Here is a 23,329-nt window from a genome sequence, read left to right as displayed (position 1 = left end):
ACAAACAGTTTCATCTTAATGGAATTTAGCCGTTTATGCCCTACTTTTTCAAAAAATTTTATTCTTGTTATTAATAAATCTATATCTTTTATTCCTAATTAGAATCTATAATTAATTTCACCTTATAAGTCTTTTAATTTTTTTCTGCGATTTCTTGCATTGAAGAAATACTGTAAAATTCCTTTGTTTCTGAAATGCGGCAAACTTCAGACTTATTTTTTTCTAATAAAAGTGTGATTGGATAGAGGTTTATCCATATTTCATTATCACATTCTTTCTGACTCTCATCAAAAATAAGTTGCAAGCCAAAATGAAGATGGCTTGTGTCGATATTATTTGTGTTTTCCTTTGTGCTGTAACCCGTTCGACCAACATATCCGATAACATCGCCCGCATTCACAGTTTTGCCTTCTGCTATATCACATTGATATGGTCGATTTTGTCTTAAATGTGCATAGTAGTAATATCTTTTTTTATCAGCGCTACGGATGCCAATTCTCCAACCACCGTATTGGTTCCAACCCATAATCTCAACCGTTCCGGATTCAACAGCTATAACAGGTGTTCCGACAGCTGCCATCATATCATGCCCTAAGTGTTGGCGCTTATAACCATATGTTCGTGAAGCGCCGAAATCGTCATAATGTGAATATGGAAAAGTTTTTGCAATAGGAGAATAAACCTTCAAACCATATTTTTTGGTTTCGGTAGTTTTACCGTTTTCATCTGTTGATTTTTCCGTATATTCACCAAGAAATCCATCAAGTACCGCTCCGTAAGCCTCACGATAATATGAATAATACTTCATATCCTTAGTTAAATCTGATATTTTTTCGCCGCTTGAGAGCTTTTCGGCTATAGATTTAAGGTCACTTTCCTTATAGCTTGAAAAATCCCCACCGTATTTTGCTCCTAAGTAAGCGAGCATATCTATCCAATTTAGTTTTATTTCATCATCTTGGGAATCTATATCAAGTTTCATAGCAGTTTCTAAGGCGGGATATGTTACATTAAACTCAACATAGCGTATAAAATCCTTTTCCTTAGCACCCGTCATACATAACATAGTTATAGAAATTGCGGTAAGTGCCATTAGAAATAAAGAAATAACTCTTTTCAAATTCATCACCTCTATAACTATATGCAAAGATAGATATAAAAATCCCTTTTTAAAATGCAAAACAGAGCCTCACAGACAGTTTATGCTATCAGTAAGGCTCTATTTTATTTATATTAAATTTTGTTAGAATTAGAAGCCGTAGCTACCATAGTTGCCATAATTACCATAGGATTGATATGGGTCTATGGTTGAACTGGATTGTTCAGTTTTTGTGTCACTACTTGTTGTTGATTCATCGAGTGTAGCTTTTACAGTTTGCTCTTTGCCATCACGCTTAATAGTGATACTTACTTCATCGCCAGCTTTATGTTTTGAAATTAAGCTTGCAGCCTGAGAAGATGAAGTTATCTCTGTATCATCAATCTTAACAAGAAGGTCACCAAGCTTGATTCCAGCTTTTTCAGCAGCAGAACCTGATGTTACCTGTGCTACATATGTGCCTGCTTCATCAAGTCTATATGAGAATAACTGGTCTTCGGAAATATCAGTAAGTGAAACTCCAAGAGATGGTCTGCCTGTTACATATCCATGGTCCATAAGGTCCTGAAGAATATTAACAACATCATTTATAGGAATAGCAAAGCCCAAACCCTCGACATCTGAACCGCTTGATTTAGCAACAACAAGTCCGACAAGTTCAGCATTAGCATTGAAAAGACCGCCGCCTGAGTTACCTGGATTGATAGCTGCATTTGTCTGAAGAAGATTCATAGTTTCTCCATCTATTGTAATTTCTCTGTTTAATGCGCTGATGATACCATTGGTAACTGTGCCGCCGAGCTTTCCAAGAGGATTACCTATTGCAACAGCAGTTTCACCAACCTTTAAATTATCAGAATCTCCAAATGTAACAGGAGATAAATCTGTTGCGTCAATTTTAAGTAATGCAACATCAACCTGACTATCCTTACCTATAAGTTTAGCAGTGTAGGATTTGCCATTTTTCAAGGTAACTGTAATAGTGCTTGCACCATCAATAACATGGTTGTTAGTTATGATATAACCATCTTTTGAGATGATAACACCGCTACCTGCCCCCTTAGAAACATACTGTTGCATATATTGACCGCTTACTACTGATTCTGTTGTGATTTCTACTACAGAATTAGCAGCTTTTTCAGCTACTTCCTGAGTGCTGGTTGCAGCAACTTGCGTACCTTCATTTTTTGTTATGTTCAAGCTACCCTTTGATGTTTCTGAACTTGCAGCCTTGTTTGAACTGCTTTCTGTACTTGTAGCTGTAATAGGCGAATTGGAAGCAAGCTTAGAACCGAGGAAACCGCCGCCAATACCAATGCAAGCTACCAAAGCAAGAGAAGCTGTAATAATTGCAACACGCTTAGCTGTTTTGCTCTTTTTCTTTGGAGCAGGTGTTACATCAGTTACCTCTGTTGGCTGTTGCTGATAGTAAGGTGTGCTGTAAGTAGGCTGTTGGTATTGCTGTGAATAAGGGTTATTATAAGTAATAGGCTGTTGTGTCTGTGCATATGTTGTGTTTTGTACAGGCACTTGTTGTTCAGCTTGTGAAGCAGAATACTGTTGTGTATTCTCCTGAACTTCTGAAGTTGTTGAAGTTTCAACTGTAGATTGTTCAGCAGCTTGATTTATAGGCTGTTGTTCCGGCTTTGATGAATAAATATCATCATAAGAACGGCTATTGTTTTCAGGGGTATATTGTTCGTTATCTCTGTTATAATCTGTCATAATGTAGAACCTCCAAATATTTGTTTTTCATTTGATGTTTAGATTATATCGTTAGAAAATTAAGAAAATTCGATAATAAAATTAAATAAATTTAAAATAAATAGAAATAATTTATTTTCTCTAAAATAACAAATTGTGAACAACTATTATTTTAACACTCTTGTATAAAAAATTCAAGCTATAGCATAACCCCAAAAAAATCCAGAGTATGCAGCATATAACTGGCAAAACAATATAGGAATTTAGGAAGTCCAAATGCTAATATCTTGATTCTATCTTAAAAAATCAGTATAATAAAATAAATGGGCAATTTCATATTGAGATTGCCCATTTTTAGAAAAGAAAATATAAGTTGAAATTTATGGTGGTGACTATTTTGCAGATTGAAACATATCGTGAAAAATACAAAGATGATATTATTTCACTTATTCTTGATATTCAAAACAATGAATCACATATTAATTTGTCACTTCAAGAACGGCCAGACTTACTTGATATAAGTCGTTGTTATCAGCAAGAAGGTGGTGAATTTTGGATAGCCTTATCTGGTAATAAGGTGGTTGGAACAATTGGATTAATGCTAAAAGAACAGAACTGTGCTGTGATGAAAAAGTTCTTTGTAAAAAAGGAATTCCGTTCACAGAAGATAGGTCTTGCTTTATATAATGAACTTTTAAAGTTTGCTAAGAATGCAGGCGTTCAGTGTATCATATTGGATACACCATCTGTAGCTCAAGTATCCCACAAATTTTATGAAAAATCAGGATTTCGTAAAATTAGCAGTATAGAATTACCAATTTCTTATTCGTATCCTGATAGAAACAGTATTTTATATATGTTGGATTTATAAATTTCAGTTTACTTAACGCCCTTTGAGATAGGAAAAATCCTTTCCTCAAAGAGCGTTTTTTTATTGATAAATTTAAAGTAAAATTCTTGTCTAAGCAAGATTATTAAACTTATCCCAAAATTCCTTTGCAGGACAATTTATCACTATTTTTTCTCCTGAATAAGGGTCCTCAAGTTCCGCCTGAGAACAATGTAGACATTGCCTTTCAAATATGTCAAGGTGTCCCCCATACATATCATCGCCGGCTAAAGGGTGTCCTATATGTGCCATATGAGCTCTGATTTGATGCGTTCTGCCTGTTTCAAGAACTAATTCAAGCATTGTATGATTTCCTCTTACTGCAAGAGATTTCCAATGCGTAACTGCACGAACACCATCAGCACGAACTTCTCTACAAATCGTATGACCGTCCTTTAATGCGAGTGGTGCATCTATCGTTCCACTGCCTAAAAGTTCCCCCTCACAAACCGCTGTATATTTCTTTTGAACAGTATTTGGCAAAATTGATGCAGTAAGTCTATCCTTAGCAATTATAACAATTCCTGAAGTATTTCTATCAAGACGATTTACAGCTCGAAATGTATAGCTTTCACCATTTTGAAGCTGATGATATGCCACTATATTTGCAAGTGTATCAAAAATATGGTCGTGTACAGGGTGAACAGGCATAAACGGCGGTTTATTTACCGATAAAATGTTTTTATTTTCAAAGAGTATATCAAGCTTTCCTTCCGTCGGCTCTACCGAAATTTCTTCATCAGGAAATTTCAGAGTTACTATATCTCCTGCATTTACCGTATCAATACTTCTGAGAAGCTTACCATTTCTTGTTATACCATTTTCTGTGCGTTTCAACCTTGTTAAAAGCCTTGCAGAAACAGCACAGTGCTTTCTTAAAAATATTCCCGCATTCATTCCATCAAGCGACTGTGGAACTATAAAAACTGTTTCGGTTCTTTTATTTTCCATTTTATCAATAAACATTCCTTTAATATAAACGCACCATATAGTATTTGAATATTATACGGTGCGTTTTAATTTTTCCCTGAACTAACTTTTCCGGTAATAAAATTTCTGAACGAAGTAATTGCACTTTCACTATTATCAGCTACAACTACCAAAATATATGGATTACAATATTCTATTTTTGTATTACCAAGCTTTTTGCTTTCCTTAGGATTAAGTATTTGAAGATTAGCGCTTTGAGAGTTAATATGATTTTTTATTTTAGATTCCACCTTCGAGTAATCATTTTCATCATTTAGCTTAAAACAAGACACCTCAAAGCACGAATCTGCACTATCAGAAATATATACTGTAGCCTCAGAAATAAGTTTCTCATCAATATCATAATATTTTGAAATATTATCAGAGCTTACACGAGAAATACCACTATAATCAAGCTCACCGATTATTCTGTCTACAATTGTATCAGTAGATATACTTACATCTGTTTGTTCCTTATTTGAAAGAGGCTTTCCAAAACCCATATGTATCAAAAAGGCAATAATAATGGCAGCAACAGCTATTATTGACAAAATCAAAGAAACAGATATAATTACCTTTCTTTTGTTTATTGTCATAAATTCACCCCCATTTCTAATATCCATACTAAGCTAATTTTATTATACACAATTTGAATAAGTTTTTCAATTACAAGCTTGTTACTATTGGTTAAATTGTGTAATAATATCAATCACATAATAAAAGTGCGAATCCTTTCAAGATTCGCACTTCATTTTATAATATTCAGGATTAAATTTAAGTTTTATATGTACAGAAGATTAAAGGTCAATCTTCTTGTCGCCGCCAAAACCGTTAACTGCATAATAAGCAACACCATTTTCAGGCTGTACATAAATATCAAGAGTTTCAATAGCATCATCAAAGCCGTTTGCTATATAATCAGCCTTGCAAGCCTCAATAAGCTCAGCGTCTGTATAATCCTTGCCTTGATACTGAACTGTGATAGTAGCCTTTGTTGCAGGAGCTTTCTTGCAAGCTTTCTTTTTAGGAGCAACTTCTTCCTTAACAGCAGGAGCAACCTCAGCAGTTTTTGCAGGAGCAGCCGCTACTTCCTTAGCCGCAGTTGTCTTTACTTCCTTTGTTTCCTTAACAGCCTTTGCTGTTTTAACAGCAGGTTTCCTAGTTGTAGCCATATATCTTTTTCTCCTTTTCTATTTTAACATTATAGTATGTTTATGGTTTTATTATAGCTTTTAAAAATCAAATTGTCAAACGCAAACGGCTAAAAATGGCTTGTTTATCAAAAGAATGGTTACTTAGCCAATAGCAAGTTTTTTAAAAACAAATTATTGTGCATATTAGCTACATATTTTGTACTATTATATTAGAATTAACTAAACAAGAAAGGATATGGGTCTATCTTTGTACCATTGTCGATAATCTCAAAATGTAAATGTGGTCCTGTAGAATATCCTGTCGAACCTACCTCTGCAATCTTTTGTCCTGCGCTAACCTTATCCCCTGCTGATACACAAAGCTTACTGCAATGACCATAAAGTGTCTTATAACCATTTTCGTGGTCAATTATAACATATCTTCCATAGCCAGAATTATCTTCCTGAGCAAGTATAACTGTACCGCCATCAGATGCTACAATATCTGCACCATACACATCGCTGCCAGAAATATCAAGTCCGTTGTGGTTTGTTCCCCATCTTGGTCCAAATCCACTTGTAATAGTATCATAGTTTGGTAAAGGCCAACTAAATTTTCCAAGAGAAGCACCAACATTATCGTTCGTTCCAATAGTTGTAACTTCATTCACAACCTCAGAAATAATTTCTTTATCAAGAACCTTTTCTGAAACCGCTCTCCCATCAATATATGTAATCTGAGATGTAGTCTTTGTTTCGCCGTTTTTACCTTCAGTTGTAACTTCCTTATATGAGGTACTAAGTTTATCGTCTTTAACAGTTTCTTTTTTAAATTTTACCACCTCAGTTTCTGTTTTTGTAACAGTAAACTTTATAGATATTGGTGATTTCTTATACTTTACTGTAAGCTTATCACCGGTCTTAATCTTGCTTTTCTTTATAGCAGGATTTTGTTTTTCAAGTTCATCAACAGATATTCCATAATATTTAGCAATAGAAGCTCTTGTTTCTTTATTTTTAATTGTATGCGTAGTTGTAACTTCTGATTTTTCGCTTAAAATTGATTGCAAACCATCTTTGTCGGTAAGCTCGCTTTTCATGTGCATACCCTCAAGAATTTCTACCTTCTCAACAAACTGTGCTTTAGCGTCAGCAAAATTCTTAACTGCTTTCTTTTTTATAGATGATAGAATCGTTCTTATATCGTCATCAGATGTCATAACGGCAATAGTTTTTCCGTCTACTTTAAGTGAATATGCGGTTATAGGAATTTCTATATTTTCACTCATAGATTTTGTTGCCTTTGCAGCAGCAGTAAGGGTTCTTGCCTCCGCAATTCTTGCATCAGTATATGAAATCTCAGCAGGTGTTAAGGTTTGTTCACTACCAGACGATTTACTTTGCTCTGTGATTGAAAGTGGAACAAGCACTCCTGATACAGCAATCGCAGCAACTAAAATTCCGATAAGTATTTTCTTTTTATTACGCTTTTGATTAATGATTTCATCATCAATGAAATGCCCTTTATTATTCTGACTTTCAGAAGCGTGCTTCATCATAAAACCTCACTTTAAAAATTATACTAATAAATTTAATGCGTACAATACTTTTTTAATTATATCAATTTTGTAACTATTTTTCAATGGAAAAATATGATGTTTAAAAAATAATTTGTTAATATGATTTAAGAACCATTCCAAGCAATTAAAATAATGAAGAGTTTAAACTCTTCATTGTAGTTTACGAATATCTACGATAAAAAAAGCCCTTTGAGAAAAGGATTATTCCTCTCTCAAAGGGCAAACTGACAAACTGGAATTTTATGAATCTTTATTTAGAATAAAAATAAGGTATTACTGTTCCATCAATATTTTTTTCCTGCTTTAAATCAGAATTATCTGTAAGAATTTGATTGTATATTTTATATAAATCTACACTTACAAATGTTTGCTCATTAATCAAAGGTTTCGATATAATTTTAATCTTTTTCTCTGCCTCAATCTGCAAAAACCATAAGTTTGTTCCATAAATATTACTTTTCCAGGCACACAATCTTTCAACATCTTTAAACAAATAAGTTTTTCCAATGACCAATTTATATCCATAATCTGTTTTTTCAAAACTTCCAGTCTTATTAAACCATGACGAATGTTCTGTCAATTTTAAATAGATTGTGATAATAGTAATGGTAACTATCACAGAAATAAGCCAAAAAATCCATGGCATGGCAAATGTTTCTGACAAAATTGGGGATATTAGTATCCATATAGCTATAAACAAACCACAAAAGCCATATCTTAAATAAAATCTTTGATACTGAAAATCTATATTCATTCTTCATTCTCTCAATAATTATAAATTTTGTTTACACACAATACTTCACCAAACATCAATTTGCATTTCTCCTCACTCAAAGGGCAAGTTGAAAAACTGGAATTTGCAGAGCCTATATCATTGAAATGACTGTAATAATAACATCTATTCCATTTCCTAATAAATTTCCTATAAAATGGGCAGTCATTGGTACATATATATTTTTAGTCTTTATGTATGAAATACTTAAAGGAAGCGCCCATATCATCGTTAAAAATATTCCCCATATCGTTAATGAATGTTCTATAGCATACAAAAACATACTTAATAAAGTTGTACTTATGAGCATTCTTTTATTCTGAAAAGAAATCATGTTTTTTCTATAAAATGTTTCTTCCGTAATTGCAGGTAATATGATTGTAGATATTGCAAATATCGTTAATGTCAGCCAACTATCTCTTCTTAGCGCAATCGTTCCTGTGTTGTAATTTGGAAATAAATTTTCCAGAATTATTGTTATAATAAATGCACTAACAAAAAGTAATGCAGTAATACTTACTTGTTTCCAAAATCTCTTACCGCCCTTTATGTTACTCAACCATTCTTTCAACGAAAAATCTTTCTTTATACAAAAGTATATCAGCAATAGCAGATAAAATATGAAATTAGTATAAATAAAATACTCCCTTGGAAATATAAAGCAGGATAATATAAATACACTCTCTATTATGATTGGTATTATGTTTTTTCTCAGATATTTTCCCATTACTGGATATATAATAAAAAAGTGGACAAGTATGATAAAATAGAAGACAGAAAAAGGAGGAATAAAAAATGTCTTCAAAAAATCCGAAATACACCCAGGAATATAAGCAAACAATAGTCAATCTGTACCATTCGGGAAAAACATATTCTGAAATACACAAGGAATATGGAATTTCTCACAGTGCTTTATCCAATTGGATAAAGCAGTACTCAGAAGTAAAAATTGATGATGAAACAGTTTTTACAGCCAAACAAATAAAGGAGCTTCAAAAACGCAATGCCCAACTTGAGGAGGAAAATCTAATACTAAAAAAAGCCATTGCGATATTCACGCCAAACTCAGGCAAAGACTGAATGCCGTAAAGCTGCTGTCATCGGAACACGCTGTTACAACGCTTTGCCGCGTTCTTTGTGTCAACCGAAGCACATATTACAAATTTCTTCATCACAAGCCCTCCGAAAGAGAGCTTGAAAACCGTAGGATTCGAAGTTGTATTGCCGAGCTTTATGCAAGGTCAAAAAAACGCTTCGGAGCTTACAAGATAAAAAATTGCCTTGCCGGTGAATATCGCATAAATATAAGTACGCAAAGGGTTTATCGCCTTATGAAAGGTATGAATCTGCCAAAAATGAGTACAATCAAGCCGTCCTATCCAAAACACAAAACAGCTTCGAATGAGCATTGCCCAAACATATTGAAACAGCGTTTTAATCCGTCCCAACCTAATAAAGTATGGGTATGTGATTTTACATATCTTCGTGCCGCGGGAAGATTTTATTACCTTTGTGTAATACTTGATCTGTTTTCAAGAAAGGCTATCGCATATAAGTTATCTCCACATCTCAACACAAAGCTTGCAATTGAAACACTTGATTCAGCTGTCGCCAACCGTAATATTTCAGGCAGCCTACTCTTTCACAGTGACAGAGGTTGTCAGTTTACAGCAGAAGCTTTCAGGAAACATTTGGACGAGCTAAATATTGTTCAGTCATTTTCCGCAAAAGGGCATCCTTATGATAATGCTGTAATGGAGTGCTTTTTCAAATACTTGAAAAAAGAAGAAACCAACCGCAGAACTTACTCTTCCTTTGATGAACTCAAACTGAGCATTTTTCAGTATATCCACGGTTTCTACAATTCTTTCAGACCTCATTCTCACAATAACGGCCTCTCTCCTGATCAGGCAGAAATGAATTTTTTGTAAAATTTGCTCTTTTACTTGTCTACTTTATTGACTATGGTCCACTTTGATACGCCAACAACAAATTGGTAATTGTTTCTAAATCGTTCAAGCTCTCTTTTGCTGCCGATTTTATGTACTTGATATTCAAGGCTTCCATCTTTAAGGAGATATTGATTTGGCATAAGAAAACCAAGCCTCACTAACTCAGCAACCATTGCTTTTTCACGTTCAACCATATAATCTTGAATTACGGCAATACCTTTATTCTCAATTTTATCTCCTACTTCAACTTTTGTCGAATAAGGAATTATACTTGCAAATTCAAGTTGACGACTTATCAATTCTGGATTTTCATTTATTTTTTTCCTTAATAATTCAAAAGCAACCTTATCATCAACCCAATCATTACTTTTTGCCTTTTTGGGCAAGGCAATTACTAAATCTCTCCAAAACATTATCCTTTCATGGCTTCGTAAAGGAAACATATACCCATTAACACGTTCACAACAACCGATGCCAACTTGTCCGGCAATAATTGGATAAACTCTATTTGTATATGCCATATCATCAACTTTGTATGTTTTTCTTGAACCATCAAGAAAAAAACAAAAAAGCGGAGGCTGAGCCACTATTATTCTATCTGCATATTGTTTTAGACTTATGGGTTTATCATGATATTCTGTTTCCCCATGATCTTTCCATGTAAACTGTTGCTTGTGATCATCGTAATCCATACGAGGCACATCTACACCATCAAAACAATACTTATAAGTCTTATAGCTTTTTCCATTTGTTTCAGAAGCTATTTCATCAAGTATAGCAACTTTTTTCACCTTATCACCTCTAAAATGACACAATACACCGTTTACTATTATATTCCAAAATATATAGCAAATCAAGTCATAATATAAAATTTTCAATAAAATAGTGCAGATAGTGCAGATTATTTAGCTATTTAGTAAAAATAATAAGATGTATTATTTTTCGATAAGATATAAAACATTATAATATTTTTATCTTGCTTAAGTATTCACAAGTTCACAATCTACCTCCAATTCAATATATTTATTACCTGTAATCCTTTCTTTTCTGCCTTCTCCCTGAACTTTACTGCACCACCTGTAATCTTATGCACATAGCACACCTCAAAACCAGACTGCTGTATCATCCAATCATTTCTCTTGCTGATAGCAAATTTCTTTGGTACACTTTCCAAACCATCAGGAAAGAGAGTATCTTCGCCGTACACTTCCTTAATATGTTCATCCGGCATATATGCGAGGACAACGGTATATCTGATCTGCGGATATTTCGCTTTCAGCTCTTTCAGAACGGAATAAACCATACTGTCAAACTGTCCCTGATGACCGACATAGAACTCTGTAACACTGTCCTCTGTAATCAGCTTTTCAATAATTGCTGTCAACTTCGGTCTGATATTGTGCGTAACCTCACGGTGTCCGAAGAAGCAGCAAGTCTTATTCTTTTCCATATACATCACCTATTCAATCTGATATTCAAGATATATTATCTACTTTAATTAGATATTATAAAATAAATTGATGAATAAACCAAATATTATTGGCAACTATGTATAGTAGAATTATATATGGTGATGATTATGGATAAGAACGATTTTGCTAAAAGATTAGCCGATCTACGCACAGCAAAAGGCGTATCTGCAAGGGATATGAGCCTTTCTTTAGGTCAGAGTGCCGGATATATCAACAATATTGAAAATGGCGTAAATCTGCCTTCTATGGCTGTTTTCTTCTACATCTGTGAGTATCTTGGTATCACTCCGAAAGAGTTTTTTGACACCGATAATGCCAATCCTGAAAAAGCATCAGAGCTTTATGAGGTATCTAAACGCTTAAAATCAGAACAGTTGGAACATCTGATAGCCATTGCCAAAGGCTTACAATAAAACCGAACAAGAAATAAAATAGCAGGAGCATCAACCTTTGTAATTAAGGTCTGATACTCCTGCTTTCTTTTGTTTATTCTGTTGTTCAAAGCTCTACAATCGGACAGCCCTTGCTGCGGTAGTAGTAAATCTCGTCCTCTGCTGCAATACGGACAGATGCCATATTATAGTCTTTGAAATGTTCCTCCGCTTTGGCTTCGCTGTCACTCAGGACAAGAGCTGTGCCGTATGTGCCGTCTGTTTTCTTGTAAGTTGCAAGATACCAATTTTTCATAATTGCCGCCTTTCTTCATTATGCAATCTTATACAACTGCATTATCATACTGAACCTGACTAAAACAGGACTCCCGACATTTACCGCCGGAAGTCCTGAACTTTTTGAACGTGTTCTCTTTTGGTCGTAAATTGGTCGTAAATTTGTACGCTTGCTATACGAAAACCCTGATTTTATGCGGCTTTACTTATCCAAACTTTTCATTGTCGGGAAGAGAAGTACATCTCTGATTGCAGGAGCATTTGTAAGAAGCATACACATACGGTCAATACCGAAACCGATTCCGCCTGTTGGTGGCATACCGATTTCAAGGGCATTAAGGAAGTCCTCATCTGTGCGGTTAGCCTCTTCATCTCCTTGTGCGAGAAGTTCTTCCTGTGCCTTAAATCTTGCTCTCTGGTCAATAGGGTCATTAAGCTCAGAATATGCATTAGCCATTTCCCAACCATTCATAAAGAACTCGAAACGCTCAACATATTCAGGATTCTCCGGCTTTTTCTTTGTAAGAGGAGAAATCTCAATAGGGTGATCCATAAGGAATGTAGGCTGAATAAGATGCTCTTCTACGAAAGCTTCAAAGAACAAGTTGAGAATATCGCCCTTCTTGTGTCTTTCTTCGTATTCAACGCCCTTTTCCTTAGCAATGGCTCTTGCCTCTTTAAGAGTATGTATTTTGTTAAAGTCAACACCTGCATACTTCTTAACGGCGTCAACCATTGTGATTCTCTCGAATGGCTTGCCTAAATCCATTTCTATGCCATTATATACGATAGTTGTTGTACCAAGAACTTCTTGTGCAACATGACGATAGAGATTCTCTGTCAAATCCATCATACCGTGATAGTCTGTATATGCCTGATAAAGTTCCATAAGAGTAAATTCAGGGTTATGTCTTGTGTCAAGTCCTTCATTACGGAATACTCTACCAATTTCATAAACCTTTTCAAGTCCACCAACTATCAATCTCTTGAGATAAAGCTCAAGTGAAATTCTAAGCTTTAAATCCTCATCAAGAGCATTAAAATGTGTTTCAAACGGTCTTGCAGAAGCACCACCGGCATTTGAAACGAGCATAGGAGTTTCAACCTCCATAAAGCCCTGTGAATCAAGATACTTACGAATTGTGCTGATAATCTTAGAACGCTTGATAAAGGTATCCTTTACTTCTGGATTTATAATAAGGTCAACATAACGCTGACGGTAACGAAGGTCGGTGTTTGTAAGACCGTGATACTTTTCCGGAAGCGGTTTAAGTGACTTTGAAAGAAGCTTAACCTCTTTTGCGTGAATAGAAATTTCACCCATCTGAGTTTTAAAAACAAAGCCCTTAACTTCAACTATATCGCCAATATCCCACTTTTTGAGGAAACCGTATTCCTCTTCGCCGAGGTCGTCAAACTTTGCAAAAATCTGAATTTTGCCTGAACGATCCCAAAGATCCATAAACGAAACCTTGCCTTTGCCTCTTTTTGAAAGTAAACGGCCTGCAACGCAAACATCTTTGTTTTCGTATTCTTCAAAATTATTCTTTATTGTTTCCGTGAGAATATCACGAGCACTTGTTGTAATTACAAACGGATCTCTGCCTGCTTCCTTGAGAGCCTCAAGCTTTTCATATCTAACCTTGATAACATCGCTTGTGTTGCTCTGCTGTGGCTTCTGTTCCATTTAAGTCATTCCTCTCTTTTTCAACATCAATAACTGACGGAGTCGTAAGATCAAAATCCGTCAGTAAAAATTCTTAATTGGTAAAATTACTTTCTTATTTCAAGAATTTCAAATTTAACCTCTCCGTTCGGAGTTTCAACTTCTACAACATCGCCAACAGCGTGACCGAGAAGCGCCATACCAACAGGAGATTCATCAGAAAGCTTACCGTTAAATGGGTCAGCTTCACTTGCGCCAACTATTTGATAATCAACATCTTCATCAAAATCATAGTCGTGTACCTTAATTTTAGAGCCAACATGAACCATTTCATTTGTAAGTTCACTTGAGTCGATAACCTTTACATTCTTGAGCATAGCCTCAAGCTCTTGAATTCTGGATTCGTTAATACCCTGCTCATCTTTAGCTGCATCATATTCAGCATTTTCAGAAAGGTCGCCCTGTGCACGAGCCTCTTTAAGTTTTTCTGCTATTTCTTTACGCTTAACGGTTTTGAGAAATTCAAGCTCTTCCTCATAATTTTTAAGTCCTTCATCTGTCAGAATAACCTGTTTCTGCATAGTGTGAAATCAGTCCTTTCAAAATTCACTAATACTTATTATTATATAAAAGCGTTAATTATATGTCAAGAAATTAGAATCGAAAAAGATTTATTTAACTCGCAATTTTCGCTATTTTCTTGCTATAAAGAAAAATCTCGGAAATCTAAAAATTACTTCTCCGTTTTTTTGCTTAGGATAAGCTTTAATAACTTCATCTGAAATATCTTTCTCAAATTCAAGTTTATCATTTTCATCAAGAACACTAAGATACGGTCTTAAGCCCGTACCCTTATACCATTCCATAATATCATTATGAGATTTCATTCTATGAAAATATGTTGTAGTCCACATACTGAAATCAGAAGAAATTTCAGAAAGAATATCGTAGTATTCGTTTGGCATAAGATTATAAAATATTCTCGGATTTGGAAATTTATCCTTCCATTTATCGCTTTTAGTTACTTTTGCAATTATTTTATGTATGGGTTCTTCATAGTTCATTGGAGTTTGAATAGCTAATGTGCCATCTTTGTTTAATAAAGACATCATATTATTCAAAAGCTTTTCGTGATTCGGAATCCATTGAATACAGGCGTTTGAAAAAATTACATCAAACTTACATTCAATATCTGAAAATCCGTTCTCTGCGTCACAAAGTATAAATTCTATATTCGTGTAATTTTTCTTTGCCGAAATAATCATATTTTCTGAATTATCTATGCCAAGAATTTTTGCATTTGGAAATTTTCGAGCCAAAATTGCTGTACTATTTCCAGGTCCGCAACCAATATCAATTATGCTCTGCGGATTTATTTCTATACGATTAGCCAAATCAATTGCTGGCTGTGTACGCTCTTTTGAAAATTTCAGATATTGTTTTGAATCCCAACTTGACATTCTGAAAACCTCCTTGCATAGCAATTTTATCACAATTCACTTCATATGTAAATATTGCGTCAATCTCCTTGCTTTTATAAAAATGTTGTGATAAAATATATTTATATTATGCGGAAGTAGTTCAGTGGCAGAACATCGGCTTCCCAAGCCGAATATGCGGGTTCGATTCCCGTCTTCCGCTCCATAAAATAATATTGTCGCACCAATGTGATGTTAATGATTAAATCAACTATTACTAGTTGATTTTTTTGTGCGTCATTGCAAAGAACGGTGTGATATAATATGATTAAAATAATTAAGAAGAAAAATAATATGAGTGATGAACTCAAAGCCAAAATCGATTGGTCTTGTAAATTTAATAAGCAAAAATACTTTTATTTATGTAATTTTCAAAATAAAGTCCTATTATCTGAATTCTCAGAATACATAGTAAGGCATTAAGTTGATTTGAGATTTTAGATACTCCCATAATATTGGTTGTTTTTGTCGTATAAAATAATAAATTAATCCTATAGGTGTCAAACAATTTTTACTAGACATTTTTTAGTTTTATATAAATACCAAGTATAAAATACAGATGGAATTATCAATGCAATACATCCTATACATTGATATTCTATTGATAAATTATTTGGCAAAAAAATATTTGTTATATTTGTTATACTATGACATATCATACAAGGTATAATATTATTCGTTTTATAAAAGAACATTGAACACATTAAAGCAAAAAAAGTTGCATAGATAACTTGTAATGTTGTCATTACTATATTTGCACCACTAAATAAATTTGTCATATGAATTATTCCAAAAATTATACTTGGGAATAAAATAGCAGCTTTAGGATTTTTATTCATTATTGCTTTCATTAAAAATCCACGAAATAATATTTCTTCGGAAAAACCTACACCTAACATTGCTATAGAAATTAATAGTATTTGTTGCCACGAATAATTTATGTATATACCAAATCCTAAATTAACTAATGAAATAATAGCCATAGGAATAAAATAAAGTAAATTTTTAAGTTCAAGTTTTTTTAAGCTATTTAGACCATAATAAGAAAGTAATTTTTTCTTTTTAAACAAATTATAACAATTATCGGAAAAATTATTTCTACTAATGCATTTATACTATTAGGTATTTTTATTATTTTATCAGATAGTATATTAGCAAGTATAACTAATATAAAATATATAATTATCCACACAATAGAATACAGCATTTCTTTTTTAAATTTATTATTTATCAAATTTATCACTCACTTTCAAATTACTATTTAGTAATCAGATTTAATTTACTAAAATAATAAATAATTTTATTTTTATATATTCACATTACCACGAAATGGTTAAAAAATCAAGTCTTGTAATTTCTCATAATCTATTGTATTAGATATATGAGGTGATTTAATTGGAACAAAAAAGTATAACCGCACTAATCAGTGCATTTTCACGAGCATATCATGCAACAAACTCTACTGAAAAGATATTTGATGATAAAATTGCACGAATGCTTTTCAGTGACGAGGAATATCTTCAAATTTGTGAAACAATGACAAACGGAATATCATTCTTTAACCCAAACTTTAATGGTGATAAATCTTCCGCTCTCCGTTGGATTGTAAATAATCAGCTTGCTCCCTCCCCACTCGGACGAGCTGTATTTGCAGAAACCACTTTAAAAACCGCCGTATTATATGCCAAAACCGAACAATATCTTATTTTAGGTGCAGGCTATGACACCTTTGCATATCGTCAGCCTTGTTGGGCAAGTAAACTTCAGATATTTGAAATTGATTGTAATCCCACATCAAGTGATAAAAAGAAAAGATTAGAAAAAGCAAACATTCAAATTCCAAAAAATTTACAGTTTATCTCTGCTGATTTTTCTGATAAAAATTGGCTAAATAGTCTAACTGATAATCCGTCGTTTAATTCAGGTAAAACCAGCTTTTGCAGTATACTTGGTGTTTCATACTACCTTTCTGAACAAACTTTTAAAGATTTAATTTCTTCTCTTTATGATATTATGCCGGAAGGAAGCTCTATTTTATTTGATTATCCAAATAAAAACATCGGAGAAGCCTCCAAAAAACAAATTCAACTTGCCAAAGCTGCCAATGAAGAAATGCTTGCAGCTTATTCTTATCAGGAAATAGAAAAACTTCTGTCAGAATACGGCTTTTTGATATATGAACATCTCAGTCCACAGGAAATTACACATCAATTCTTTGAAAAATATAACTTATCAAACTACAAAAATCCTATAAAAGCCCTTGAAAATGTAAATTACTGTCTTGCTGTCAAAAAATCAAATTTTTAAACTTCCTATAAAATGTGATTAAGAGAGTTTAAATAAAAATGCGATAAACCCCAAAACAGAGTTTATCGCATTTTGTTTGCTTAAAACTATATAATTATTTCAAAGCCGACATAGCTGCCTCTATAAGAGAAATTTTCTCAGTCATCTTCTCAGCAGTTGCCTTAACCTTGTCTACGACAGCTTGTGGAGCTTTTGATACAAACTTTTCGTTTGCAAGCTTACCCTCTGCCATTGCAAGTTCTTTCTTAGCTGTTTCAAGTTCTTTGTTAAGACGCTTAAGTTCAGCTTCCTTGTCAACAAGTTCGTCCATCGGAATATAAATTTTTGCGTCTGCTGTGACGATTGTTACAGCGCCATCAAGCTCGAATGATTCTCCGATTTCAACTTCATTTGCACTTGCGAGCTTGATTATGAACTTCTCACCGTTTACATATGGTTTTTGTTCCTTAGCCGCAATATAAACCTTAGCCTTTCTTGAAGGCGGTACATTCATTTCTGCACGGCGGTTTCTGATAGCCTTGATAGCTTCCATAACCATTTCCATTTCGTGAGATGCCTCAGGGAAATTGAGAGCCTCGTCATACTCAGGATAAGACTGCGTCATAATTGTTTCGCCATCGTGTGGAAGCGACTGCCAAATTTCCTCAGTGATGAATGGCATAAATGGGTGGAGCAAAAGAAGTATCCTTGTAAGAACCCATACGAGAACCTGTCTTGCATTCTGTGCGGATTCACCCTCAGACTGCAAACGAGATTTTGCAAGCTCGATATACCAATCGCAGAAACAATCCCAGATAAAGTCATAAAGCTTCTGAACAGCAATTCCAAGCTCGAATTTATCGAGATTCTCACGAATTTCCTTTGTATATGCGTTAAGTGTGCTGATAATCCACTTATCCTCTGCCTCAAGTTTTTCAGGAAGCTCGTTCTTAACATCATAATCATCAATATTCATATGAACAAAACGGCTTGCATTCCAAAGCTTATTTGCAAAGTTACGGCTTGCCTCAACCTTTTCATCAGAGAAACGCATATCGTTTCCAGGGCTGTTTCCGTTTGCAAGAGTAAAGCGAAGTGCGTCAGCACCATATTTGTCGATAACCTCAAGTGGGTCAATACCGTTGCCGAGCGACTTAGACATCTTTCTGCCCTGTGCATCACGAACAAGTCCATGAATAAGAACCGTATCAAACGGAGCTTTTCCTGTCTGCTCAATGCCAGAGAACATCATGCGCATAACCCAGAAAGGAATAATATCATAACCTGTTACAAGCGTGCTTGTAGGATAATAATGCTTGAAATCCTCAGTTTCTTCAGGCCAGCCAAGTGTTGAGAAAGGCCAAAGTGCAGAGCTGAACCATGTATCAAGTGTATCAGGGTCTTGCTCTATATTTTTGCTTCCGCACTTTCCGCAAGCACATGGAGTTTCAGAAGAAACAGTAATCTCACCGCAATCAGAGCAGTACCAAGCAGGAATTCTGTGTCCCCACCAAAGCTGACGGGAAATACACCAGTCACGAATATTTTCGAGCCAGTGGAAGTAAATCTTCTCAAATCTCTGTGGAATAAACTTTGTTTCGCCATTCTTAACAGCGTCAATAGCAGGTCCTGAAAGAGGTTTCATCTTAACGAACCATTGCTTTGAAACTCTTGGTTCAACAGTTGTTCCGCAACGATAGCAAGTACCAACATTATGAGAGTAGTCCTCAATCTCGACCAAAGCACCCTCTTCTTTAAGGTCGGCAACGATTGCCTTTCTTGCCTCGTATCTGTCCATACCCGCATACTTAGGATAATCCTCAGTAATCTTTGCATCAGGAGTAAGAACATTGATAACCTCAAGATTATGACGAAGACCAACCTCAAAGTCGTTAGGGTCATGAGCAGGTGTAATCTTAACAACACCTGTTCCGAAATCCATTTCAACATAGCTGTCTGCAACAACAGGAATTTCTCTGTGTACAATAGGAAGAATAAGTGTCTTACCAACAATATCTTTATATCTTTCGTCATCAGGGTTTACAGCTACTGCAGTATCGCCCAAGAGAGTTTCAGGACGAGTTGTAGCAAGTTCAAGATAACCGCTTCCGTCCTTGAAAGGATAACGAAGATGCCAGAAATGTCCCTGCTGTTCCTCATACTCAACCTCAGCGTCAGAAATTGATGTCAAGCAGTGAGGACACCAGTTGATAATTCTTTCTCCACGATAAATAAGACCTTTATTATAGAGTTTCTCAAAAACTGTATTAACGGCCTTGTTGCAGCCGCTGTCGAGAGTAAAGCGTTCTCTGTCCCAGTCACAGCTTGAACCCATCTTCTTGAGCTGTTCGCAGATTCTTCCGCCGTATTGTTTTTTCCAATCCCATGCTCTTTCAAGGAATTTTTCTCTGCCAAGGTCATCTTTAGTAAGACCTTCTTTTTTCATAGCCTCAACGATTTTAGCCTCAGTAGCAATAGACGCATGGTCTGTTCCAGGAAGCCATAATGTATCGAATCCACTCATTCTATGATAACGAATCAAAATATCCTGTAAGGTATTATCAAGAGCGTGACCCATATGAAGCTGACCTGTAATATTAGGCGGCGGCATAACTATTGTGTAAGGCTTCTTATCCTTTTCACACTTAGCGTGGAAGTATCCGCCTTTCAGCCAAAATTCATATGTTCTGTCTTCAACCTCACTTGGATTGTAAGCTTTAGCAAGCTCTTTTGCCATCTCTATCAATATCCTCCTTTTATTTCTTTTTTCGGGGCTTCACCCCGAAACACACCAAAGGCTCCGCAGTTACTTCATAGGCAACTGCCTTTGAAAGTGTTTTTATAATCTATAGGCGAATACATTTCGCCACTACAAGTTTATTAGTTAATTGGTAATTACTTCATACACAACAGCAAACTTCCTAAGTCCACCACAAGCAATTCTGAGGCTTGACTACGAAAAACATTTCATTGAAATGCTTTCCTACCTTCCTGTGCTTAGAGAAGTATAAAGTATTTCGCCGTCTGTGGACGGAGACCAAAGGCTCTGACTTTGGAAAAAGTTTTTAATTAAAGAACTTCGACGCGAATAATAAACAGTAATTTAATAAAAAAGTAGAACGCGTCTTGGGAGCGGCGGCTCGCCGCCTTGAGCAAAACTTTTGATTGTCTTAGGGATTTTATTGATTGTTCTTTGGTCTGAAACCGCCCTTACCTCTATTTCCGACATTACTTGGTCTGCGTGGTGGAAGTTCATTTTCAGGTGTTAAGCCCTCTACTTCAATAAGAGCTTCTCTGCGAGAAAGATTAAGTCTGCCCTTATCATCAACTTCAAGAACCTTAACTATAACTATATCTCCAACATTTACTACATCTGTAACTTTTTCTGTACGCTTAACATCAAGCTGTGAAATGTGGCAAAGTCCTTCTTTTCCTGGTGCAATCTCTACAAATGCACCGAAATCCATTATTCTTGTAACCTTGCCCTTATAAATCGCACCTGGCTCCGGGTCATGTGCAATAGTTTCAACAATACCCAATGCACGCTTGCAGTTATCAAGGTCTATACCACTGATATAAACATGGCCGTCCTCTTCAATATCCATCTTGACATCACATTCAGCACAAATCTTTTGGATAACCTTTCCGCCTGAACCGATAACCTCACGAATCTTATCAACAGGAATGATTGTTGAAAGCATCTTTGGAGCATACTTAGAAAGCTCCTTGCGTGGCTCAGGAATAACAGGAAGCATAATATCGTCAAGGATATAATCTCTTGCCTTGTGTGTCTTATAGAGAGCTTCTTTAATCATTTCAGGTGTAAGACCGCTAATCTTCAAGTCCATCTGAATAGCTGTGATACCCTCATGTGTACCGGCAACCTTAAAGTCCATATCACCGAAGAAGTCCTCAAGACCCTGAATATCAACCATAGTCATCCAACGGTCGCCCTCTGTGATAAGTCCGCAAGAAATACCTGCAACAGGTGCTTTAATAGGTACGCCTGCATCCATAAGTGCAAGTGTAGAACCACAGATAGAACCCTGTGAAGTTGAGCCGTTAGAGGAAAGAACCTCAGAAACCAATCTCATTGTATATGGGAACTCCTCAACTGGAGGAATAACAGGTACTAAAGCTCTTTCAGCCAATGCACCATGACCGATTTCTCTTCTTCCCGGACCTCTTGAAGGCTTTGTTTCGCCTACAGAGTATGATGGGAAATTGTAGTGATGAATATATCTCTTAGATTCCTCATCGTCAATGCCGTCAAATGTCTGCTGTTCGCTGACAGGGCCAAGAGTTGCAACAGTAAGAACCTGTGTCTGACCTCTTGTGAACATACCTGAACCATGAACTCTTGGAAGAAGTGAAACTTCCGCTGCGAGTGGTCTGATTTCGTCCATACCTCTGCCGTCTACACGCTTTTGCTCATCAAGAAGCCAACGGCGGACAACTTTCTTCTGTGTAAGATAAAGGCATTCATCAATCTTAGCCTCAGAATCAGGATAAATCTCATCGAATTTCTCGTGAACCGCATCATAGATAGGCTTAAGTCTTTCGTCACGAACCTTTTTATCGTCTGTATCAAGAGCAAGCTTAATATCCTCAATAGCAAAATCACTGATAGACTCAAACATTTCCTTTGCAGGCTTATTGCTTGGATACTCAAACTTAGGCTTACCGATTTCCTTCTGAGCTTGTTTTATAAGCTCAATAATCTGCTGGTTAGCCTGATGACCTGCCATAATGCCGTTATACATAACATCGTCAGGAATAATATTTGCACCTGCTTCAATCATAGCGATTCTGCTATCTGTTGAAGCAACTGTAACAGCCATTTGTGAAAGTTCACGCTGGCTCTTTGTAGGGTTAATAATAAATTCGCCGTCAATCAAGCCGACAGAAACGCCTGAAATAGGGCCATTCCAAGGAATATCTGAAATACTAAGAGCAAATGATGTACCAATCATTGCTGCGATTTCCGGCTGACAGTCAGGGTCTACGCTCATAACTGTGCAGACAACAGAAACATCATTTCTCATATCCTTAGGGAAAAGCGGTCTGATTGGGCGGTCTATAACTCTTGAAACAAGAATAGCCTTATCAGAAGGGCGACCTTCACGCTTTGTATAAGAGCCGGGAATTTTGCCAACAGAATATAGCTTTTCTTCAAAATCAACAGACAATGGGAAAAAGTCCACACCATCTCTTGGCTTTGCAGCTGCTGTTACTGCAACATGAACGCAAGTTTCTCCATATCTTACAAGGCAAGAGCCGTTTGCAAGCTGAGCCATTTTTCCTGTTTCAATTTTCAAAGGACGACCCGCAAATTCTGTTTCATAAACCTTAAAATTTTCGAACATTTATTTTCCTCCGTTTTTAAATTTTATCGACAAAGCCCGTCTTTAACAATGAAACCAAGATATAAATTTATAGTGTAGCTTCAACTTAAAAGTTTCGCTCAAGGCGGAGTGCCTCCGCCGTCAAGATGCGAAATTGCTCAACAAGTTTTGCTAAAACATTCTGATAACTATTATAAACTAACAGTTATTATCAAACGTACATTATAATTATATATCCTCGTCTCACTGATAAAGGCGAATGCTTGCCTTTTCTTTATTATAAAGAAAAAGGCAGTCTGTGATATAAACAGACTGC

General features: G+C 35.5%; 21 protein-coding genes and 1 tRNA gene. 5 read left to right on the top strand and 17 right to left on the bottom strand.

What is annotated here, in order from left to right; genetic code table 11:
- Positions 1 to 133 precede the first annotated feature (133 nt).
- Together ACLU24_RS04970 and ACLU24_RS04965 are read right to left on the bottom strand one after the other, a co-directional pair.
- Positions 134 to 1,126 carry a M23 family metallopeptidase gene (locus tag ACLU24_RS04970; protein ID WP_412610751.1) on the bottom strand — a complete coding sequence of 331 codons (993 nt, stop codon included), beginning with the start codon at positions 1,124 to 1,126 and terminating at the stop codon, positions 134 to 136.
- Between the two features lie 123 nt (positions 1,127 to 1,249).
- A complete protein-coding gene (locus tag ACLU24_RS04965; protein WP_412610750.1) occupies positions 1,250 to 2,824 on the bottom strand; it encodes a trypsin-like peptidase domain-containing protein in 1,575 nt (524 codons plus the stop codon).
- Positions 2,825 to 3,200: 376 nt separating this feature from the next.
- Between ACLU24_RS04965 and ACLU24_RS04960 the strand changes: the two genes are divergently transcribed.
- Positions 3,201 to 3,674: a GNAT family N-acetyltransferase gene (locus ACLU24_RS04960; protein WP_412610749.1), complete on the top strand. Its 474-nt coding sequence runs from the start codon at positions 3,201 to 3,203 to the stop codon at positions 3,672 to 3,674.
- Between the two features lie 90 nt (positions 3,675 to 3,764).
- On the opposite strand, the gene ACLU24_RS04955 is transcribed toward ACLU24_RS04960, so the two are convergent.
- The 6 genes from ACLU24_RS04955 to ACLU24_RS04930 all read right to left on the bottom strand — a co-directional run bounded on the left by ACLU24_RS04955 (position 3,765) and on the right by ACLU24_RS04930 (position 8,717).
- On the bottom strand, positions 3,765 to 4,643 hold the full coding sequence (locus ACLU24_RS04955; protein WP_412610747.1) for an RluA family pseudouridine synthase: 879 nt from the start codon (positions 4,641 to 4,643) through the stop codon (positions 3,765 to 3,767).
- A 65-nt stretch (positions 4,644 to 4,708) separates the two neighbouring features.
- Positions 4,709 to 5,257, bottom strand: a complete 549-nt coding sequence (locus ACLU24_RS04950; RefSeq protein ID WP_412610746.1) for a DUF4358 domain-containing protein — start codon at positions 5,255 to 5,257, stop codon at positions 4,709 to 4,711.
- A 201-nt stretch (positions 5,258 to 5,458) separates the two neighbouring features.
- Positions 5,459 to 5,833 (bottom strand): DUF6465 family protein, encoded by a 375-nt coding sequence (locus ACLU24_RS04945; RefSeq protein WP_412610744.1) that lies wholly within the window; start codon positions 5,831 to 5,833, stop codon positions 5,459 to 5,461.
- 197 nt (positions 5,834 to 6,030) lie between these two features.
- Positions 6,031 to 7,353, bottom strand: coding sequence for a peptidoglycan DD-metalloendopeptidase family protein (locus ACLU24_RS04940; RefSeq protein ID WP_412610743.1), 1,323 nt, complete (start codon positions 7,351 to 7,353; stop codon positions 6,031 to 6,033).
- A 271-nt stretch (positions 7,354 to 7,624) separates the two neighbouring features.
- Complete coding sequence (locus ACLU24_RS04935) at positions 7,625 to 8,128, bottom strand: hypothetical protein (protein ID WP_412610742.1); 504 nt, start codon at positions 8,126 to 8,128, stop codon at positions 7,625 to 7,627.
- A gap of 112 nt (positions 8,129 to 8,240) precedes the next feature.
- Positions 8,241 to 8,717, bottom strand: a complete 477-nt coding sequence (locus ACLU24_RS04930; RefSeq protein WP_412610741.1) for a CPBP family intramembrane glutamic endopeptidase — start codon at positions 8,715 to 8,717, stop codon at positions 8,241 to 8,243.
- Between the two features lie 224 nt (positions 8,718 to 8,941).
- Between ACLU24_RS04930 and ACLU24_RS04925 the strand changes: the two genes are divergently transcribed.
- Positions 8,942 to 10,077 (top strand): IS3 family transposase gene (locus ACLU24_RS04925; protein WP_412609987.1). Its coding sequence is split into 2 segments (ribosomal slippage): positions 8,942 to 9,191 and positions 9,191 to 10,077, totalling 1,137 coding nucleotides; the frame shifts between segments, so codons are not numbered across the junction.
- 11 nt (positions 10,078 to 10,088) lie between these two features.
- Here ACLU24_RS04925 and ACLU24_RS04920 read toward each other — a convergent pair.
- Both ACLU24_RS04920 and ACLU24_RS04915 read right to left on the bottom strand, forming a co-directional pair.
- A complete protein-coding gene (locus ACLU24_RS04920; RefSeq protein ID WP_412610739.1) occupies positions 10,089 to 10,889 on the bottom strand; it encodes a hypothetical protein in 801 nt (266 codons plus the stop codon).
- Between the two features lie 212 nt (positions 10,890 to 11,101).
- On the bottom strand, positions 11,102 to 11,548 hold the full coding sequence (locus ACLU24_RS04915; protein ID WP_412610738.1) for a hypothetical protein: 447 nt from the start codon (positions 11,546 to 11,548) through the stop codon (positions 11,102 to 11,104).
- A gap of 129 nt (positions 11,549 to 11,677) precedes the next feature.
- Between ACLU24_RS04915 and ACLU24_RS04910 the strand changes: the two genes are divergently transcribed.
- The gene (locus ACLU24_RS04910) at positions 11,678 to 11,983 is read left to right on the top strand and encodes a helix-turn-helix domain-containing protein (protein ID WP_412610736.1); all 306 of its coding nucleotides are present in this window, start codon (positions 11,678 to 11,680) and stop codon (positions 11,981 to 11,983) included.
- An 85-nt stretch (positions 11,984 to 12,068) separates the two neighbouring features.
- Here ACLU24_RS04910 and ACLU24_RS04905 read toward each other — a convergent pair whose 3' ends face one another.
- The 4 genes from ACLU24_RS04905 to ACLU24_RS04890 all read right to left on the bottom strand — a co-directional run bounded on the left by ACLU24_RS04905 (position 12,069) and on the right by ACLU24_RS04890 (position 15,364).
- Positions 12,069 to 12,257 carry a hypothetical protein gene (locus ACLU24_RS04905; protein ID WP_412610735.1) on the bottom strand — a complete coding sequence of 63 codons (189 nt, stop codon included), beginning with the start codon at positions 12,255 to 12,257 and terminating at the stop codon, positions 12,069 to 12,071.
- Positions 12,258 to 12,440: 183 nt separating this feature from the next.
- Positions 12,441 to 13,925: a lysine--tRNA ligase gene (gene lysS / locus ACLU24_RS04900; RefSeq protein ID WP_412610734.1), complete on the bottom strand. Its 1,485-nt coding sequence runs from the start codon at positions 13,923 to 13,925 to the stop codon at positions 12,441 to 12,443.
- An 86-nt stretch (positions 13,926 to 14,011) separates the two neighbouring features.
- On the bottom strand, positions 14,012 to 14,485 hold the full coding sequence (gene greA / locus ACLU24_RS04895; protein ID WP_412610733.1) for a transcription elongation factor GreA: 474 nt from the start codon (positions 14,483 to 14,485) through the stop codon (positions 14,012 to 14,014).
- Positions 14,486 to 14,596: 111 nt separating this feature from the next.
- Positions 14,597 to 15,364, bottom strand: a complete 768-nt coding sequence (locus ACLU24_RS04890) for a methyltransferase domain-containing protein (RefSeq protein ID WP_412610732.1) — start codon at positions 15,362 to 15,364, stop codon at positions 14,597 to 14,599.
- 110 nt (positions 15,365 to 15,474) lie between these two features.
- On the opposite strand from ACLU24_RS04890, the gene ACLU24_RS04885 reads away from it, so the two are divergent.
- Positions 15,475 to 15,548: transfer RNA gene (locus tag ACLU24_RS04885), tRNA-Gly, on the top strand.
- A gap of 334 nt (positions 15,549 to 15,882) precedes the next feature.
- On the opposite strand, the gene ACLU24_RS04880 is transcribed toward ACLU24_RS04885, so the two are convergent.
- On the bottom strand, positions 15,883 to 16,452 hold the full coding sequence (locus ACLU24_RS04880) for a CPBP family intramembrane glutamic endopeptidase (protein ID WP_412610731.1): 570 nt from the start codon (positions 16,450 to 16,452) through the stop codon (positions 15,883 to 15,885).
- Between the two features lie 325 nt (positions 16,453 to 16,777).
- On the opposite strand from ACLU24_RS04880, the gene ACLU24_RS04875 reads away from it, so the two are divergent.
- A complete protein-coding gene (locus ACLU24_RS04875; RefSeq protein WP_412610729.1) occupies positions 16,778 to 17,689 on the top strand; it encodes a class I SAM-dependent methyltransferase in 912 nt (303 codons plus the stop codon).
- Positions 17,690 to 17,783: 94 nt separating this feature from the next.
- On the opposite strand, the gene ACLU24_RS04870 is transcribed toward ACLU24_RS04875, so the two are convergent.
- Together ACLU24_RS04870 and ACLU24_RS04865 are read right to left on the bottom strand one after the other, a co-directional pair.
- Positions 17,784 to 20,405 (bottom strand): valine--tRNA ligase, encoded by a 2,622-nt coding sequence (locus ACLU24_RS04870; RefSeq protein WP_412610728.1) that lies wholly within the window; start codon positions 20,403 to 20,405, stop codon positions 17,784 to 17,786.
- A 442-nt stretch (positions 20,406 to 20,847) separates the two neighbouring features.
- Positions 20,848 to 23,034 carry a polyribonucleotide nucleotidyltransferase gene (locus ACLU24_RS04865; RefSeq protein WP_412610727.1) on the bottom strand — a complete coding sequence of 729 codons (2,187 nt, stop codon included), beginning with the start codon at positions 23,032 to 23,034 and terminating at the stop codon, positions 20,848 to 20,850.
- Positions 23,035 to 23,329 lie beyond the last annotated feature (295 nt).

The sequence above is a fragment of the Pseudoruminococcus sp. genome, from assembly GCF_047012705.1.
GTDB lineage: Bacteria > Bacillota > Clostridia > Oscillospirales > Acutalibacteraceae > Pseudoruminococcus.
Note: the sequence above shows the minus strand (reverse complement) of the source record. Positions and strands in the feature narration are given on the sequence as shown.

Bases quoted from the DNA above. Each gene is read 5' to 3' on its own strand.
- ACLU24_RS04870 (WP_412610728.1), bottom strand. From the start codon at position 20,405: ATGGCAAAAGAGCTTGCTAAAGCTTACAATCCAAGTGAGGTTGAAGAC.
- ACLU24_RS04910 (WP_412610736.1), top strand. From the start codon at position 11,678: ATGGATAAGAACGATTTTGCTAAAAGATTAGCCGATCTACGCACAGCA.
- ACLU24_RS04970 (WP_412610751.1), bottom strand. From the start codon at position 1,126: ATGAATTTGAAAAGAGTTATTTCTTTATTTCTAATGGCACTTACCGCA.
- ACLU24_RS04915 (WP_412610738.1), bottom strand. From the start codon at position 11,548: ATGGAAAAGAATAAGACTTGCTGCTTCTTCGGACACCGTGAGGTTACG.
- ACLU24_RS04890 (WP_412610732.1), bottom strand. From the start codon at position 15,364: ATGTCAAGTTGGGATTCAAAACAATATCTGAAATTTTCAAAAGAGCGT.
- ACLU24_RS04940 (WP_412610743.1), bottom strand. From the start codon at position 7,353: ATGATGAAGCACGCTTCTGAAAGTCAGAATAATAAAGGGCATTTCATT.
- ACLU24_RS04950 (WP_412610746.1), bottom strand. From the start codon at position 5,257: ATGACAATAAACAAAAGAAAGGTAATTATATCTGTTTCTTTGATTTTG.
- ACLU24_RS04905 (WP_412610735.1), bottom strand. From the start codon at position 12,257: ATGAAAAATTGGTATCTTGCAACTTACAAGAAAACAGACGGCACATAC.
- ACLU24_RS04935 (WP_412610742.1), bottom strand. From the start codon at position 8,128: ATGAATATAGATTTTCAGTATCAAAGATTTTATTTAAGATATGGCTTT.
- greA (WP_412610733.1), bottom strand. From the start codon at position 14,485: ATGCAGAAACAGGTTATTCTGACAGATGAAGGACTTAAAAATTATGAG.
- ACLU24_RS04955 (WP_412610747.1), bottom strand. From the start codon at position 4,643: ATGGAAAATAAAAGAACCGAAACAGTTTTTATAGTTCCACAGTCGCTT.
- ACLU24_RS04865 (WP_412610727.1), bottom strand. From the start codon at position 23,034: ATGTTCGAAAATTTTAAGGTTTATGAAACAGAATTTGCGGGTCGTCCT.
- lysS (WP_412610734.1), bottom strand. From the start codon at position 13,925: ATGGAACAGAAGCCACAGCAGAGCAACACAAGCGATGTTATCAAGGTT.
- ACLU24_RS04965 (WP_412610750.1), bottom strand. From the start codon at position 2,824: ATGACAGATTATAACAGAGATAACGAACAATATACCCCTGAAAACAAT.
- ACLU24_RS04945 (WP_412610744.1), bottom strand. From the start codon at position 5,833: ATGGCTACAACTAGGAAACCTGCTGTTAAAACAGCAAAGGCTGTTAAG.